This window comes from Prevotella histicola (assembly GCF_055385135.1).
Window position 1 is genome coordinate 749,237 of sequence record NZ_AP043793.1, and the last position, 17,701, is coordinate 766,937.

At 41.3% G+C, this 17,701-nt stretch carries 14 protein-coding genes; 6 read left to right on the top strand and 8 right to left on the bottom strand.

Annotated elements, in window-relative coordinates; genetic code table 11:
- Positions 1-324 precede the first annotated feature (324 nt).
- On the top strand, positions 325-2,643 hold the full coding sequence (locus ACZ48L_RS03210; RefSeq protein WP_025792723.1) for a TonB-dependent siderophore receptor: 2,319 nt from the start codon (positions 325-327) through the stop codon (positions 2,641-2,643).
- A 115-nt stretch (positions 2,644-2,758) separates the two neighbouring features.
- Here the strand turns inward: ACZ48L_RS03210 and hemG are convergent, their stop codons facing one another.
- From hemG to ACZ48L_RS03225, 3 genes are all read right to left on the bottom strand, one after another.
- Positions 2,759-4,114: a protoporphyrinogen oxidase gene (gene hemG / locus ACZ48L_RS03215; RefSeq protein ID WP_025792722.1), complete on the bottom strand. Its 1,356-nt coding sequence runs from the start codon at positions 4,112-4,114 to the stop codon at positions 2,759-2,761.
- Between the two features lie 71 nt (positions 4,115-4,185).
- Positions 4,186-5,550: an oxygen-independent coproporphyrinogen III oxidase gene (gene hemN, locus ACZ48L_RS03220; RefSeq protein ID WP_464722010.1), complete on the bottom strand. Its 1,365-nt coding sequence runs from the start codon at positions 5,548-5,550 to the stop codon at positions 4,186-4,188.
- A gap of 76 nt (positions 5,551-5,626) precedes the next feature.
- Positions 5,627-6,184 carry a sugar O-acetyltransferase gene (locus ACZ48L_RS03225; protein WP_025792720.1) on the bottom strand — a complete coding sequence of 186 codons (558 nt, stop codon included), beginning with the start codon at positions 6,182-6,184 and terminating at the stop codon, positions 5,627-5,629.
- A gap of 166 nt (positions 6,185-6,350) precedes the next feature.
- On the opposite strand from ACZ48L_RS03225, the gene ACZ48L_RS03230 reads away from it, so the two are divergent.
- Complete coding sequence (locus tag ACZ48L_RS03230) at positions 6,351-7,025, top strand: MgtC/SapB family protein (RefSeq protein WP_025792719.1); 675 nt, start codon at positions 6,351-6,353, stop codon at positions 7,023-7,025.
- Between the two features lie 162 nt (positions 7,026-7,187).
- Here the strand turns inward: ACZ48L_RS03230 and ACZ48L_RS03235 are convergent, their stop codons facing one another.
- Entirely contained in the window at positions 7,188-7,709 is a 522-nt protein-coding gene (locus ACZ48L_RS03235) for a GNAT family acetyltransferase (protein ID WP_025792718.1), read from the bottom strand.
- A gap of 128 nt (positions 7,710-7,837) precedes the next feature.
- Here ACZ48L_RS03235 and ACZ48L_RS03240 point away from each other — a divergent pair, with 128 nt between their 5' ends.
- Together ACZ48L_RS03240 and ACZ48L_RS03245 are read left to right on the top strand one after the other, a co-directional pair.
- On the top strand, positions 7,838-9,343 hold the full coding sequence (locus tag ACZ48L_RS03240) for a glutamine synthetase family protein (protein ID WP_025792717.1): 1,506 nt from the start codon (positions 7,838-7,840) through the stop codon (positions 9,341-9,343).
- Between the two features lie 273 nt (positions 9,344-9,616).
- Positions 9,617-10,876, top strand: a complete 1,260-nt coding sequence (locus ACZ48L_RS03245) for a nucleotide sugar dehydrogenase (protein WP_219495933.1) — start codon at positions 9,617-9,619, stop codon at positions 10,874-10,876.
- A 222-nt stretch (positions 10,877-11,098) separates the two neighbouring features.
- Here the strand turns inward: ACZ48L_RS03245 and ACZ48L_RS03250 are convergent, their stop codons facing one another.
- The 4 genes from ACZ48L_RS03250 to ACZ48L_RS03265 all read right to left on the bottom strand — a co-directional run bounded on the left by ACZ48L_RS03250 (position 11,099) and on the right by ACZ48L_RS03265 (position 15,202).
- Positions 11,099-11,458, bottom strand: a complete 360-nt coding sequence (locus ACZ48L_RS03250) for a DUF2023 family protein (protein WP_008822757.1) — start codon at positions 11,456-11,458, stop codon at positions 11,099-11,101.
- Between the two features lie 57 nt (positions 11,459-11,515).
- Positions 11,516-12,004 (bottom strand): flavodoxin FldA, encoded by a 489-nt coding sequence (fldA, locus tag ACZ48L_RS03255; protein ID WP_025792715.1) that lies wholly within the window; start codon positions 12,002-12,004, stop codon positions 11,516-11,518.
- A gap of 130 nt (positions 12,005-12,134) precedes the next feature.
- Positions 12,135-14,231, bottom strand: a complete 2,097-nt coding sequence (locus ACZ48L_RS03260; RefSeq protein WP_025792713.1) for a S8 family serine peptidase — start codon at positions 14,229-14,231, stop codon at positions 12,135-12,137.
- 608 nt (positions 14,232-14,839) lie between these two features.
- Positions 14,840-15,202 (bottom strand): hypothetical protein, encoded by a 363-nt coding sequence (locus ACZ48L_RS03265; protein ID WP_008822760.1) that lies wholly within the window; start codon positions 15,200-15,202, stop codon positions 14,840-14,842.
- Positions 15,203-15,541: 339 nt separating this feature from the next.
- Here ACZ48L_RS03265 and ACZ48L_RS03270 point away from each other — a divergent pair, with 339 nt between their 5' ends.
- Positions 15,542-16,147, top strand: coding sequence for an FKBP-type peptidyl-prolyl cis-trans isomerase (locus ACZ48L_RS03270; protein WP_025792711.1), 606 nt, complete (start codon positions 15,542-15,544; stop codon positions 16,145-16,147).
- A gap of 17 nt (positions 16,148-16,164) precedes the next feature.
- Complete coding sequence (gene aroC, locus ACZ48L_RS03275; RefSeq protein WP_025792709.1) at positions 16,165-17,247, top strand: chorismate synthase; 1,083 nt, start codon at positions 16,165-16,167, stop codon at positions 17,245-17,247.
- Positions 17,248-17,701 lie beyond the last annotated feature (454 nt).

The following is a 17,701-nucleotide window of genomic DNA, read 5'->3' on the forward strand; positions in this document are numbered from 1 at the left end:
GAAACCTGCTAAGGGGTACAACTTACTCTCTCAAAGCACAGAGTAGTTGCCTTGGGAGGTTGCTCCATAAAGCATAATAGTGCAGCCAAAGAGAAATGGTTTTCCTATTGAAACGTCCCTCAATAGTCCTTTAAAGCAATCATTCCCCACTCTACTCCTTCTTAATCTAAGCTTATTCACAAAATGGGTAATTGCATTCTAAGGTATATTCATCCTATGAAATCCCCTTCTTTATACTCTATATTAGGTATTGTGTATCCAACATATTATCTATACTTTTGCAGTCTACATATATACAGTTTTATTAGATTCAGAGATTACAATATGGTAAAAAGATTACATCATTCATTACTTCTTACAGGTATAGTACTGTGTACTTCCGTAACAACCGTACATGCCCAGACCGATACAAGCAAAGGAAACAGAGAGTCACAAGCAGACAGTACAGCTCTGGACTCTATCCTTGCAGCACCTTATCTACACGAACAGACATTACAGACAGTAGAGGTTATCGGACGCAACGAGCAGTCATATAAGAACACAAACTCCTTCATAGGAACAAAGACAGAGACGCCATTGAAAGATATCCCACAGTCTATTGGCTACGTAACAAAGGAACTTGTGCGCGACCAAGGTGCAACAACAGTCAACGATGTGGTGAAGAACATCAGTGGTGTAAGCCCATATACCTTTTACAATGACTTCTCCATTCGAGGCTTCCGCACAACAGGTAACCGCAATTCAGGTAACCTCGTCAATGGTATGAGAGCACAGACAAGCCTCTGGAAGCAGCAGTCATTGGCCAATATCGAGCGTGTTGAAGTGATAAAAGGTCCTGCATCAGCCCTCTTCGGCAATGCTTCCCCAGGTGGTGTCATCAATCGTGTAACAAAGAAACCACTCCCTTATAACCGTAATACTGTATCCACAACGGTCGGGAGTTTCAACACATTGAATACCTATGCAGACTTTACTGGCCCGTTAGACAAGAGACATACTCTACTCTATCGACTAAACATTGGCTATGAACACACAGATTCTTACCGTGATCTGCAGGCAAATACGAATTACATCGTAGCCCCATCCTTCTCGTTCCTCCCAACAAAGAGAACGCGTTTCAACGTAGATATTGTCTATCAACGTACGGATGGAAAGGTTGACCGTGGGCAGCCTATCTTCGGAGACGGCGACCTTCACTCTGTTCCTATCAGCCGTTCGCTCTCTGCAACGAACGATTATCTAAAAGAGAACCTTGTGAATATCACCCTTGGCGTGACACATAAATTCACCGATAAGCTATCATTCAATGCTACTTATCTGAACTCCTCATACGATGAAGACCTGCGTGAACACAATCAAGCCAATGCTTATGTGAAGCTTGCTGACGGTTCAGAAAGTCCATCCCGTATCCTTATGCAGTGTCTTATACGCCAGCGCCACTTCCGTAACAATAGCTTTAATACCTACTTCAACTATGATGTGACGACAGGACCACTCCGTCATCGCATCCTTTTGGGTTACGATTACTTCCAGATGGCACAACAAGCAGGGTCTTCAGCAATGACTGCAGGTGGTTATCTACTGAAAGATGGAACAACAACGACAGTCTTCAAGCCTGCCAACATTGCCCGTTACGTGCTGGATGCAGATGGAAATCCTAAGACAAACGTACCTTATTACGATCTGACAAGCAACGATAATAACATTGAACGTGACTATTCTAAATATGTCTTTGTCTCTACAGCCCTCACTCCTTACCTGCAATACTCTCATGGTATCTACCTACAAGAGCAGTTGGAGGCTGGTCCTGTGAAGCTACTCTTAGGCATTCGACAGGAATTCTTCACTGATGTGCTCAACTATAAGACCAATAAAGAAACCCGTACCACCCAACATGCCTTCATTCCACGTATCGGTGCAGTTGTCACTATCAATAAAAACCTGAACGTATATGGGACATGGGTAAAAGGATTTGAGCCACAGAGCGCATCAGTACAGGGTAATCCTAACGCTGGCGGACCATTCGATCCGGAGTATAGTCAGCTCTTGGAAGCTGGACTGAAAGGTGAATGGTTTGACAAACGACTTAGTACAACACTCTCTTTCTTCCATCTTCAGAAGCGCAACACACTCTATAATGCCAATGACCCAGCCAATCCTGAACGATTGGAACAAGTGGGAGAAGAGACTTCAAAGGGTATAGAGATGGACATTGCAGGCTTCATTCTCCCTAACTGGAGCATTGTTGCTAACTACGCTTACACGCATGCTGCTATCACCAAGACGGCTACTGACTCCGAAAAAGACTTTGGTATGCAGCGTCCTAATACGCCACGCAATGCCTTCAACATCTGGTCAAAGTATATAATAGAGACTGGAGTGTTGCATAACTTTGGCTTCGGACTGGGCTTAAATGCGGTAAGCAAACGCTACGGACAAGTAGGAAGACGCGCAAATACAGTTGTTTATCCAGGCTATGGACTCCTGAATGCAGCTCTCTATTATCGTCTTCGTAAGCTTCAAGTACAACTGAACTTCGATAATATTATGAATAAAATCTACTGGGTTGGTGGTTATGATAAGCTTCGTTCCTTCCCAGGTGCACCACGAAACATTAAGGCTACAGTTACTTATCGGTTCTAAAACAGACGATACTTTGACTAGTTTAAACAAAAGAAAGGCTGAATCTCTTACTCAAGATTCAGCCTTTCTTGTATATCTATAGGGGTAGTCTTTCTATCAAAAGATGGCTCAATGCTTAACCAATCCTTTCTGCTAAATCCACAGCCTGCTTGATTCTATCACCCATACCGATACCATCTTTCAAATTACCAATGATGTGCAAACCGGGATAAGTATGTTCAACAGTATCAATAGCACGAAGACGAATATCAGTCTCCGTCATATACTGTGGGATAGCATGGCTATGTCGATAGATACGAATAGCATCTGCCTGCGTTCCTTTGGGATAACCTAACATCGTATGAAGAGACGTATTGACAAGCTCTCTCAGCTCTTCATCAGTCTTATCAAGGTACTCTGGATGACGAGCACCGCCAACAAAGAACGCATAAGTGGCTCCTTCTTCTGGCGAACGACCCACGAAACAGGCAGAAGGCATAAGGATTCCCAACACTTTCTGTTGTTCTTTAGAAGGTACCAATCCGCCAAAAGCATTCCAATGTACGTCACCTGTATGCTTCATCCCTACCCCAATCTCTATCACTGGGGCATAATAAAGGTTGCTTAAATCATCAAGTTGCTCCTTAGGAAGGAAGGTTAATAAGTCGGGTAAACTATAGGCTGGACAAGTGGTAACAACCTGATCGGCAACAATAGTGTTCTCACCCCATGAAAGTTTCCACTTATTTCCTAATGGTTCTACATGCAAGTGCGTGCAACCTGTGGTAATCCTATCATCCCCTATAGTCTTTGCGAGTGCTGAAACAAGGCTTCTGAAACCACCACGTGTGGAGAAAACCTCCTTCGTCGCACGCTTATCTCTGTCGCTTTTAGGTGCCTTAGCAAGTGCCATAGCCCCTTTAATAAAACTCCCGTAATACTGTTCCAAGTTGTAAAGCTTAGGCAATGCAAGACGAGTTGGTAACTTGTAAGGGTCTCCAGCATACACACCTGAGAGGAAAGGGTCGACAGCATAGTCTACAAATGAGCGTCCCAATCGTCGTTCAGCCAGTGCACCTACACTCTCATTGGGGTCAGTTCCCTTTCTACGCCATGGTTCACCAAGGATACGGAACTTATCTTTTAGAGTGAAGAGAGGGGTTGTCACTGCACTCCAAAGCCCGGAAGGCAATGCACAAAAGTGTCCATCTTTCCATATCAAACGGCATTTTGCAGAAGACTGTGCCACCTCCAGCGTGCATTTATCGCCTAACATATCGAAGAGTTCAGCCACTTCAGGATACTTAATAGTACCCGTACTTGGACCTTGTTCCATGATAAATCCATCAAAATCCTCTGTTTGCATGAGTCCACCGATACGTTCTGTAGCTTCCAACACCTGTACATCCTGTCCCTTATGGCGCAAGTGAGCAGCACAAGTGAGGCCTGTCAGCCCCGCTCCAATAACTATTATCTTTCGTTGTCGTTCCATATTGTTATATTTCCCAGTATGCCTTATCTTCCAGTCTATTTCCGAATAGAAAGAGATAGAGGATAAATCATCTATATAGGCTTCGAAAACTTCTTATCCGTATTAACCATCATTGGATCAAGTGTAGCAGCTACTGTGCGCACGAAAGGATTGCCTTCACCTGTCATTTCCAAGGTATTAGTCGTGAGATGGAGTATCCCATCCGCTTCCATCTCACGCAATCGGGGCTCATCATAATGTATGGCAGCCTTCACTTCATCCACAGTGAGCGACAACTCCTCTGCCAATTGTACCCAGTCAATATGATAGTTACACATCAGAGTCTCTATCACTTCCCGTACAATCTGTTCTTGTTGAGTAAGTTGATATCCCTTTCTTATTGTCAACTTACCTGCTAATACGTCAGAGACATACTCCTCTATAGACTTCGTATTCTGTGCATAAGCTGTTTCCAACTGGCTGATTCCTGTCACACCAAAGGCATATACCTGCCCCGTTGTACGTCGGGTGCAATATCCTTGGAAGTTACGATGCAGACGATGTGTAGTGACTGCCTCAGCCAACTCATCACTTGGGAGAACAAAATGGTCGAGTCCTACACTCTGATAACTTGCTGCATGCAACACCTCCTTGGCTCTTTGGAACATCAAAGCCTTCTCATCAGCTGATGGTAATCCTGCTTTCTCCAATATCATCTGCCGCTTAAATATCCACGGACAATGACCATAACTGAACGTTGTAACACGATCGGGATGTAATTCTGCAGCCTTTTCGATAGTATGTTGGAAGCTATCTGCTGTCTGAAGAGGTAAGCCAAAGAGGAAATCCATATTGATACTTGCTCCTGAAGAACGCAGGATTTGCATGATATCTTCCATTGGTAGTTCTGAAGGAGTACGATTAACAAGCTTCAGAACCTCAAGATTAAAATCCTGTACACCGATACTAAAACGGTTGAAACGAGCCTCAACAAGTCCTTGCCAATCCTCTTTTGTCAAATAACCGGGATGACATTCAATCGCAATCTCGGGCTTTGCTATCGTATCAAACAAAGAGAGTAAATGCTCATTCAGCTCTTTCAGAGCACTAACAGGCATTGCTGTCGGGCTACCTCCTCCATAATGAATCTGAGATATACACCGATTACGGTCTAAATGAGCAACAACGAGGTCAATCTCCTTATGTAATGCATCAACATATTCCCTCACTTGCGCCTCTTTCTGCATTGGATAAGAATTACAACCACAGTAATGGCACAGCCGACGACAGTAAGGCATGTGGAAATAAAAGGACAGATTATTATTCCGTGCTTTGTTACTAAGCTCTACATCCTGCAAATATTCCTCCTCAGTAAAGGTACGAAAGAAATTGGCAGGCGGATAGCTTGTGTATCGCGGGACGGACACATTATATTTATCAATCAGTTCTTGCTTCATCAATACGAAATAAATTACAGGACAAAGGTACAGAGTTCACATCGCACAGACAATCCTCATTTATTAGGAAAACAACCTACTCTTCAATCTTCTTTATTACTCTACAAGGATTACCAGCTGCCAAGACTCCACTTGGAATGTCATGTGTAACCACAGAACCTGCACCTATTGTGGTGTTATCACCTATCGTAACACCTGGTACGACCGTAACATTACCTCCTATCCATACATTATTACCAACATGAATGGGAAGTGCATACTCTATCTTCTTATTACGTTGCTCAACATTCAGTGGATGTCCTGCTGTATAAAAAGAGCAATTAGGGGCAATAAAGACATTATCTCCAAACGTCACCTTAGCTTCATCAAGGATGACACAGTTGGTATTAGCAAAGAAATTATCGCCCACTTCAATGTTATAACCATAGTCACAAAAGAACGGAGCTACTATAAACATGCTCTTCCCCGCCTTACCAAACAGCCTCCGAAGACGTTCCATACGCTCTTCACGACGTGATGGAGGGATTTGATTAATCTCAAAACACTCATTCTCACAATAATAAAGTTCTTTCAAAACTTCTGCATTGTCAGCCTGATAAAGCATTCCTTGCTGTTGCTTTTCTTTTTCCGTCATACGTTCCACCTTTATAGTTTATGCAGACAAAGATACGGGTTTTATTCTATAGAAGGAGAAGATAACATACACGAAAAGAAGAATTTAATGAAGAAAAGAACAAGTTATATCAATATTTTTGTATTTTTGTAGCGAAGACCTTATTGTATAATAAAAGATAGAAATTATGGATACAGTAACCTATGAATTCATTTTAAGACTATTTATTGCCGCCATGCTGGGTGGTGCCATTGGCCTTGAACGCGAATATAGAGCGAAGGAAGCTGGCTTCAGAACCCATTTCCTCGTTGCATTAGGTAGTGGATTGTTTATGGTTCTGTCACAATTCGGATTCACTGATGCACTGAACCTCCACCAACAGGTATCACTTGACCCCAGTCGTATTGCCTCACAGGTAGTAACAGGTATTGGCTTTATTGGTGCAGGAACAATTATCTTCCAGAAACATGTGGTACGTGGACTCACCACAGCAGCTGGTTTGTGGGTAACATCAGCCATCGGTATGACTGCAGGAGCTGGCATGTACGTACTATCCATAGCAGCAACTGTCCTTGTTTTGCTTTGCTTAGAGGCACTGAATTTTATCCTTCAACATTTCGGAACACGGAATATCAATGTGACATTCAGTACTCCAAAGGAAGAGAACATACAGGCTGTTTTGGAACAATTGCGTGAGAGAGGCGGTACATTCTACTCTTATGAGATGCAGCGCAAAGACACTTCGGAGGGACATTACTATATAGTTACAATGGAAATGAAACTAAAACGCAGCCACTATCAGAGTGAATTAATCAACTTTATGGCTGACTTTAAGGGTGTAACTGTAGAGACAATGGAATAAGAAAGAGTATCTTATAGAAAATTACAAAGGCTTTGTAGAAAGATTACAAGGCGCTTGTAATATCATTACAAAGGCTTTGTAGAACTATTACAAAGCCTTTGTAATTTTATGTAATACCATCAATAGAAGGGTAATCAACTGATCATCAAGAAACAAAAGGGCCTATAATGACAGTTGATAAGCCTGTCGTTGACTACCGCCCTCAAGATAGATAATACCACAATAATTGAACCCCAAGCGCTTCAATACAGCCTGCATAGGGTAGTTATCGGCATGAGTATCAATTCGAATGGTAGAGGTAAGTGACAAACAATAGGCTATGATATCAGACATAACACCATGAACCCCCTCTACTGAAGCGACACGGTGAATAACATAATAAGGTTGATCATCCAACCATCGACCTCCTTCTATATAAGAATAGGTGGGCTCTGGCCCCGCTAAAAGAGCAAATGTAGCAATGGGAGTATCATTTTCGCAAAGCAAATAAGAGGCTCCTTGAGCGATATCCCTCTCTATAGTCTGACGAGAAGGATGCTTATCCGACCACTGATTAACGTTGCCTGCAGCAATCATTTTTGCCCTCCCCTGTCGTATAAAATCCATGATTAAGGAAACATCATTAGCAGTTGCCTTTCGAATCGTACGCCCATAAGAGAGAATAGCAGAATCTCTTTGTTTCATAAAGTAATCTCCTTTTATAAGATGTTAAGACAAAAGTACAAAGAAAGTACTGAAAATAATTGCGAATGAGGAAATTAATATGTATTTTTGTCCGCAGTATCAAATACTAACTTCTAAAACCTATAACAATGGAAAATAACCTTTTCAGAAATTCAGCCAATAGACTGGAAGCTCATCTGGGCAAGAGTGTACATGACTTTACTAAAGATGACATCAAACAAGTTGTCAATGACTTGAACATCAAGATGGTAAATTTCATGTATCCTGCTGGTGACGGACGGTTAAAGACTTTGAACTTCATGCTTCACACACCTGACTATCTGGAGACAATCCTTACCAGTGGTGAGCGTGTTGACGGTTCTTCACTCTTCAGCTTCATCGCTGCAGGAAGCAGTGACCTCTATGTAATGCCACGCCTCTCTACTGCTTTCATCGATCCATTCTCTGAGATTCCAACTCTTTGCATGCTCTGTTCGTTCTTCGATCGTGATGGCAATCCTCTAGCTTCATCACCAGAACATACACTTTGCAAGGCTATGGCAGCTTTCAAGAAGGTAACTGGTATGGAGTTCCATGCCATGGGTGAGCTGGAATACTATGTAATACGTGAAGACGAAGGGGTGTTCCCAGCAGATGATCAGCATGGTTATCATGAGAGTTCTCCTTTTGCCAAAGGAAACGATTTCCGTATGCGCGCTATGCAGTTGATTGCTGAATGCGGTGGTAAAATTAAATATGGACACTCTGAAGTAGGTAACTTTATTGAAAACGGACGCTGCTATGAGCAGAATGAGATTGAGTTCCTACCTGTTCCAGCCAATGAGTGTGCAGAACAATTGCTTATTGCTAAATGGATCATCCGTAGTCTTGGCTATGAAGAAGGACTTGATGTTACCTTCGCTCCAAAGATCACTGTTGGTAAAGCTGGCTCTGGTATGCACATCCACATGCGTATCATGAAGGACGGAAAGAACATGATGCTCGAGGGTGGTAAGCTGTCTAAGGACGCTCGCAAGGCTATTGCTGGTATGATGGACTTGGCTGAAAGTATCACAGCTTTCGGTAATAAGAACCCTACATCTTACTTCCGTCTCGTTCCACATCAGGAAGCCCCAACGAATGTTTGCTGGGGTATGAGCAACCGTTCAGTACTCGTACGCGTACCATTAGGCTGGACTTCAGGTGAAGATATGTGCCATAAGGCAAACGAGAAAGAGCCATTGACTGAGCGTGATTACTCTGGTAAGCAGACAGTTGAGATGCGTTCACCAGATGCTTCGGCTGACATCTATCAGCTCCTGGCAGGTCTTTGTGTAGCTTGTCGTCATGGATTTGAAATGGCAAATGCTGAGGCAGAGGCTGAAAGAACATTTGCTGACGGTGATATCCACGATCCAAAGAATGCCGAACGCTATGCTACATTGGCTCAACTGCCTGATAGCTGTGCAGCATCAGCTGACTGCTTGGAACGTCAACGCAAGGTTTATGAAGAGTATGATGTCTTCTCTCCTGCTATGATTGACGGTATCATCAAACAGCTTCGTGCCTTCAACGACCGCACTTTGCGCCAGGAAATTGAAGGAAAGGAAATGTTAATGGAGAAACTTGTTCGTCAGTATTATCACTGCGGATAATATTTCAAGAAGTTAAAGAGCTTAGGGGGAGTTAAGAAAGTTAAAGGACAATAGCCTTAAAGACATTAATCTGGATATTTGTCTACTAACTTACTTAACTCCCCCAATCTTCTTTAACTTTCTTTTTATATAGAATTATGCCAGCAAATAAAAGGATTTGGATTACTACTCTACAGACTTTAACGACTTAACTATTAGATTCTCTTTTACCATCTAAAAAACTTTTATTCCGAGAAAAAGGCGTATCTTTGCAGATAATCTGAACATTGAAGAATGGATAAGAACACAAAAGACTTAAAGATAGCTGTTGCTGGGACTGGTTACGTTGGTCTTAGTATTGCTACGTTACTAAGTCAACACCATCAAGTGACGGCTGTTGACGTAGTAAAAGATAAGGTGGAACTGATTAATAACCGTCGTTCACCGATTCAAGATGATTATATTGAACAATATTTGGCAGAAAAAGAACTGAATCTTACAGCTACTATGGATGCTGAAGCAGCGTATCAAGATGCTGACTTTATTGTTATTGCCACGCCAACGAACTATGACCCTGTTAAGAATTACTTTGATACACGCCATGTTGAGGAGGTGATTGAAGTGGTAATGAAGGTGAATCCGGAGGCTATTATGGTAATTAAATCCACTATACCTGTAGGTTATACGGAAAATATTAGAGCTAAATACAACTGTCATAATATCCTCTTTGCACCAGAGTTCCTACGTGAGAGCAAAGCACTCTATGACAATCTCTACCCAAGTCGTATCATAGTTGGACGACCAGAAGGCGACAAACGACTCAATGATGCAGCTCATCTCTTTGCCCAATTACTGCAAGAAGGAGCTATAAAGGAGGATATTCCTACCCTATTCATGGGTCTTACCGAAGCAGAAGCAGTAAAACTCTTTGCCAATACATACCTTGCATTGCGCGTAAGCTACTTCAATGAATTGGATACTTACGCTGAAGTGAAAGGTCTAGATACATCCAATATCATACAAGGTGTTTGCCTTGACCCCCGAATTGGCTCTTTCTATAATAATCCTTCCTTTGGTTATGGTGGCTATTGCCTGCCAAAAGACACGAAACAGTTGCTTGCTAACTATGCAGATGTACCAGAGAACCTGATTCAAGCAATCGTTGAGAGTAACCGAACACGTAAGGATTTCATTGCTGATCAGGTATTACATACGGCTGGTTACTATGACTATAATGACCGCGGAGACTATAATCCAGCAGAGGAGAAAGAGTGTGTTATCGGTGTTTACCGCCTTACAATGAAATCTAACAGCGATAACTTCCGTCAGAGTTCCATACAAGGAGTCATGAAACGCATCAAGGCTAAAGGTGCACAAGTTATCATTTATGAACCTACACTAGAAGATGGTGCGACATTCTTTGGTAGCCTTGTTGTTAATAACCTTGCTGATTTCAAGTGTCGTTGCCATGCTATCATTGCCAATCGATACGATAAATGCCTGGATGATGTAAAGGATAAAGTATACACAAGAGATATTTTCAGAAGGGATTAATCCCCCCTTCACCTTTTAAAATGAGGGTGTATCAAAGTAAAAATGGAGGGTATATCAAAGTAAAATGAGGGTGCGTCAAAATTGACACACCCTCATTTCTTTTATGCGAACACTGTAGTTTATAACGCTAAAAGGGCTTATCTCACGACAAGCCCATTTATAATACAAAAACATTATGAAATAATTTATTTCGCGAACAAGATTATCATTTAATAATTATGGCTATGTTGCACGTTTACAAGTGCGACACTTGCGTTCACAGTACCGCTCGCACTGCACGCGAATATCATAACCTAACATCGCACCAAGGATGAAATCCTCTTCTGGTGTGAGCTGGTTGAGGGGTTTTGTCACCATCAACCTGATAGCCTCAAGACATTCTTTCCGACCGAAGAACAGGTTCATACGGTCACGACCAACAGGTTGAATGATGTAAGGAATGTTCTGATGTTCGAGACGAAGTGTTGCAAATGACTCATACTTCTTATTACAAGTGTACAGAACCATCTGCCTAACACCTTTCTTGTACTCGTAGATGTGATTCATCAACACCTTCATATCGGCTGTCATCATATCTGCCATCATAGTTATTCCTTATATTGAATAGTTATAATGTAAGTACTAATCTCTTGAAACAACTTACAATGCTGGCTTAATAGCTTCCAACCAAGCGTTGATACGTTCTTCTGTCTTATCGTCTTCGTTCACGTCATCTAAAGCAAGACCAACGAACTTTCCGTCAACAACAGCTTCACTATCATCGAATGTATAACCATCAGTTGAAACACCAGGAAGGATGTTTGCGCCCTGTGCTGCATCATAAATTTCCTTCATAGCACCACAGAAAGTATCTGAATAGCTCTCAGCATCACCACAACCAAAGATAGCTACAGTCTTACCAGAGAGGTCAGCACCCTTCAATACATTGATACCATCGTACCAATCATCCTGTAATTCACCTGCTCCCCATGTAGAAGTACCAAGGATAAGGTTATCATTTTCTGCAACTACATCTGCATTAAAGTCTGATACGTTAATAGCTTCAACGCCGAGTTTTTCAGCGATGGTATTTGCAATGCTTTCACATGTACCGGTTGATGAACCGTAAACAACAATTGTCTTCTTCATATTTCTGTTACTGATTTATTTCTTAATTGTTTATTCTTTACGATTGCAAAGATACGATGAAAAACTATTATCTGCAATACCTAAAAGTAATGGTTTATGCAAAATACCTACTTTTAGGGAGCAGAATATTTCACTTTATGACCTTTTTACCATTCCTTATATACACACCTTTAGGTAGATTGTCCATGGAAGTGCCTACATAACGGCCATCTAGAAGGTAAATACGGTCATCAACCATGGACTTTTGGACTGCAATATCATCGATTCCCGTAGCTTTTCTACGCAATACTTCACGTAAACCAGCCGCTACATCAATCTGTCCATATCCATAAAAGTTATTAGGATAAGTAAGTGAAGTATCATAATGTGTACAGGTCTTTGCAAAGATTTCCAAGCAATCAGCAGGTGTTAAGGTAGGGTCTGCCTGCAACCAAAGGGCAATTGCGCCCGTAACTACTGGTGCAGACATAGATGTTCCAGCGTTTGCATTCCATGCATAAGTACGTCCATTGTACTTGAAATGGCGTGTATCACTTGATAATGGTCTGCCAGCATTAGCTGGATTACCTATAAAGAATGAGCTATAAGAGGAGATAATATTCTGTCCGGGGGCCATTACATCAGGCTTAATCCTACCATCAAAGGTTGGTCCTACACCTGAAAAAGGAGTACGTTGACCATGTTCACCATTATTATATACTTTCTTTTCACCTAAATAATTCAAGAAACTTGTACGATAACCAGTAGCTCCTACACAAATAACACTGGGTGCACTGGATGGAGAAAGGATACTATGGCTGTTATCTCCAGCATTAAGAGTAGGGTCAACAGCATTAGAAACCAAATAACCCGACATACGATAAAGCTCTACATCAGCTTCCTTACCAACCAATTGAAGCGAGACTAAAGGGTCTTTTCCTAAGCCAGATGCACTACTAATAGACAGGTCATAGGCTGTTTCTTTCCTATTATAACTATCAGAATAAGCAAGAACACGTACTTGAAACTCCTTATCTTCCACACGGATTGTATCACGAAAGAGTGAGTCGGAAGCACTGCATACGTCTCTTGTAGGCAGAGAAACAACCGTAGGACTCCCCACCTTATTATATATAGTAATCAAAAACGTGAAGGGCTTGTTGCCCTTACACGTAAAACTCGCCCTCTTCTGATTCCCCAAAAGGAATGATCCGGCTCGTTCCTGTCCTACAGGCTTATGGATATAGTTGACATATCCGGCATCATTTCCTGCTGATGAAACAATGATATGTCCAGGACCCGTAAGCGAAGAAAGCAACTCATAATACAGTTGATCATAGCCATGGAAGTCTTCATGACCACCCTCACTAAAGTTAATGACACATGGCTGATGGTGCTGGTCAGCATAATCAAAGATATATTTAAACCCAAGTGCATCTGTAGCGTAAGTATATTTGTAATAATCAGTTGAATCAACCAAGGCTGCATTATCACCTGCCAGATTATCCACAAGTACAAGGTCGGCATCATAGGCTATACCTTTATAAGGAGAAACAATTCCTCCACCTTCTGCTCCACTGCCAGCTGCGATCCCTGCAGTATGTGTTCCATGTGTCTGTGTCAATCCATCAACAGGATGACCAATCTGTAACAAAGCATTCTGTCCAACATAATCGCGCCCCACATACAAGGAAGAACCGATCGTATCACGTGACAGTTGGTCCCACATTGCCTTGATACGATAACGACTCATATCAGTAGAATAGAAGTTAGGATGCGTAAGATCAAACCCTATATCCTGCACTCCAACGACTACTCCTTGCCCAGTATAAGCTCTTGACAATCCCTCTCCAAGATTTACGGGAGCAGCATTTATAACCATTCTTGTAGTATCCATCTGCACACTGCAACGCTTTCCCGTCTCTATTTTGCTCACTTGATGACTACAAGAAAGCTCACCCAGCCGACGAAGAGGGATGGCTGCAATACTAATATTCCCAACTCGTGCCAACTCCTTACAACCATATTGCTGCAAGATGAGCTTAGAATCTCCGTTGATACGAACGAAAGCTGTCAGCACCCTATCGTCTTCTTTCTGCGGATTGCGTGTCTTCATACCTGATTGCACAGCAGATGCTGATAACATTGCATCACGAACAAAGGGTGACATCTTATCAAAACGAGGACGTTGAGCCATCAAACTCTGGAATGAAAATATAAAAAGAGAAATTAATAACAGATGTTTCATTTGTATTCTATTATGGAATATATTCCTGATTAATAAGTACTCTGAACCGTTGTCAGACACGATTCACCCTGCAAAGAAACGAAAAAAAAACGATACTTCCAAATGGATCGTTTCGGCAAGCAGATAGGATTTAACTGATATTCCTTCTCTTTCACACAAAACAACCATAGGAAATCTTATATATCAAATAGCTTTACAAAAAAATCAAGGCGTACATTCGCCAAACGAAAGAATATACTTCTTTATCGCATTTATAACACACAGATTATCAAAAGGTTACAAATGCGATTGTAAAAGACGCCCTTTTACGCTTCAAAAGATGCCCTTTTACCATGTAAAAGGTGCCCTTTTGCAATGTAAAAGACGCCCTTTTGCAACGCAAAAGAGCATCTTTTAAATAACATACTTGAATTATTATTACACAAACCACATCATTTCATAAAACAAACGCTACTATTACAGACTATAGCTCCACCATATAATGCGATGTCATAACACTTACCGACTTGGAAAATGACAACATAAAAAAGGCTACAAGTCAGTTACCTGACTCATAGCCTTTAATATCTTATGTCTTAACTCCCTTACGAGAGTGTGAAGTTGACTGCTTACTTATTCAGACCGCGATTGTTCAAAGTTACATTCAAGAGCTTTACATACTCACGATACTGTCTGTCAGTAAGAACGTAACGCATATAAGAAAGATCCTTCTTGACAGCTGCCTTGACCTTTACATCACGCTCTGAACCATCAGCAACAGAAGCGTTCATCATCTCAACAGCGAATGTATTATTGATATCTTCTACCATATCAACCTGATCCTGATTGAGATTCAGTGCACGACTCAGTGCATATGTACTTACATTAAACTTATATGCATTAGTTGTTGCAGTGTTGTTATCGTTCTCACCAGCTGCGAAAGCCATTGTCATACTCATTACTGCTACCACTGTCAAAACAATCTTCTTCATAATCTTTATCCTTTCTTAATCTTTAAATGTCTCTTCAAAGAAACATTATAGTATATTAAATTCTATAGTTTTTATCTCTGTTTGCATTGCAAAGTTACATAATAACAGCCATCAACCATAACTATTCGTCACTTTTTAATTAATTATTGTTGTATTTTTGATACACATCAATACATTTGATATAAATCAGTAACAAATAAAAACACCATTCCCTACCCTATCTATCACCCCAGATAGCTGAACACATGGAAAAAGAAAAATCAGTAACTAACACATCCTTTTCTCGTTTAAAATCGTTATCTTTGCACGAACATATAATCATATATATATAAGGTAATAATGGAAAATAAAACACACAGACTCATTACAGTCAATTACGAACTATATAGCGAAGAGAACGGAGAGCAACATCTCATAGAGAAAACCGAAGAACAGAAGCCTATGCAATTCTATACAGATTGCGAAATGGCCCTACCTGCCTTCGAACAGGAGGTGACGAAATATGCCACTGACAGTGATTTTTCATTCTCTCTTCCAAAAGAACAAGCCTATGGTGAGCACGATCCGAAGAGTGTTCTTGCTTTAGACAAAGAGACTTTTATGCATGATGGGGTGTTCGACACCGCTAATATATATAAGGATGCTATCGTTCCATTACAGAATGAGCAAGGACAACGCTTCCTTGGAAAGGTTCTTGACATCAGTGATAACAAGGTTACAATAGATCTTAATCACCCTTTGGCTGGTAAAGATTTGTTTTTCCGCGGGCACATCATAGAGAACAGAGAGGCTACAGAGGAGGAAGTGAAGAACTTCTTCGAGCAACTTAACCAGCATCATTGCGGTGGTGGATGTGGTGAAGGATGTGGTTCTGGCTGCGGATGTGGAAGCCATGACGATAATGATGGTGGTTGTGGCGGATGCGGTTGTGGCGGATGCCATTAAGAAACATCAGTATTATTATGAGTAACACATTTGGGAAACTCTTCACGCTTACAACCTTTGGTGAAAGCCATGGTGTAGCTATAGGTGGTGTAGTTGATGGTATGCCAGCAGGAATTGACGTTGATTTAGACTTCATACAAAATGAGCTGGCACGCCGAAGACCAGGACAAAGCCGTATTACGACGGACAGAAAGGAACCTGATCAGGTAGAGTTACTAAGTGGGATATTCGAAGGAAAGACAACAGGAGCACCTATTGGCTTCATCGTTCGTAATACTAATCAGCACTCAAAGGACTACGATAACATACGCAACTTGTTCCGTCCGTCACATGCAGACTACACCTATTATGAGAAGTATGATGTACGTGACCACCGAGGAGGAGGACGTTCGTCTGCCCGAATTACGATATCACGCGTTGTAGCTGGGGCTCTTGCTAAACTTGTTTTACGGAAGAAAGGTATTACAATCACGGCTTATACCAGTCAAGTAGGTGAAATAGAAATTGATAAAGATTACCATAAACATAACCTCAACCTCATAGAGAACAACGCAGTACGCTGCCCTGACCCAGAGAAAGCCAAACAAATGGAAAGCCTCATAGCACAAATAAAACAGGAAGGGGATACCATTGGAGGAGTCATTTCATGTGTTATCAAGGGCTGTCCGGTAGGATTAGGTGAGCCAGAATTCGGCAAACTACATGCACAATTAGGTGCTGCCATGCTTAGTATCAACGCAGTAAAAGGCTTTGAATACGGTGAAGGATTTGCTGGAGCATCATGGAGAGGAAGTCAACAGAATGATCCATTCATCTCAACTGACCATAAGATTCACACCCAAACGAATCATAGTGGTGGCATACAAGGTGGCATTAGCAATGGAGAAGACATATACTTCCGAGTAGCTTTCAAGCCTGTTGCAACCTTGTTACAGGAACAACAAACTGTTGATAAAGACGGAAAGCAAACTTCTATTGATGTTCGTGGGCGTCACGACCCCTGTGTTTTGCCACGTGCAGTACCCATTGTTGAAGCTATGGCTGCCATGACTATCCTCGACAGCATACTGCTTGATAGATCAGAAAAGAATATCCTGTAGATTCAATAACATCGTTCAGACAAAAATAAAAATACCTCTTTGAAGCTTAACAAAGAGGTATTTTTTGTGTTTAAATAAAGACAAGCGAAGCAATTCAACAACCGTTTCAGATACCAAAAACCACCCAACATGCTTCTCTCTGTACCTATCCTAATTGCATAAGCATACTTTTTCCGAAGTAAATGACATAAAAAGTTCACCTATAAAACCTCTTTCCGAGGTACAAAAAGAGACTTATCCACAATAAAAATAAACATCTTGAAATAAGGAACATGACATATAGCAACCAAATCAATGCTTTCCAAAATAAAAAGACAACCTTTTATAAAAATTAAACAATGACTTACAAACGTTGCAATTTATATATATTCCATAATAATAAGAACTTTTCCTACTTCCAAACTTGTATAAGAAGAAAATATTTATAACTTTGCCAACAGAAAGAAAAGAACTC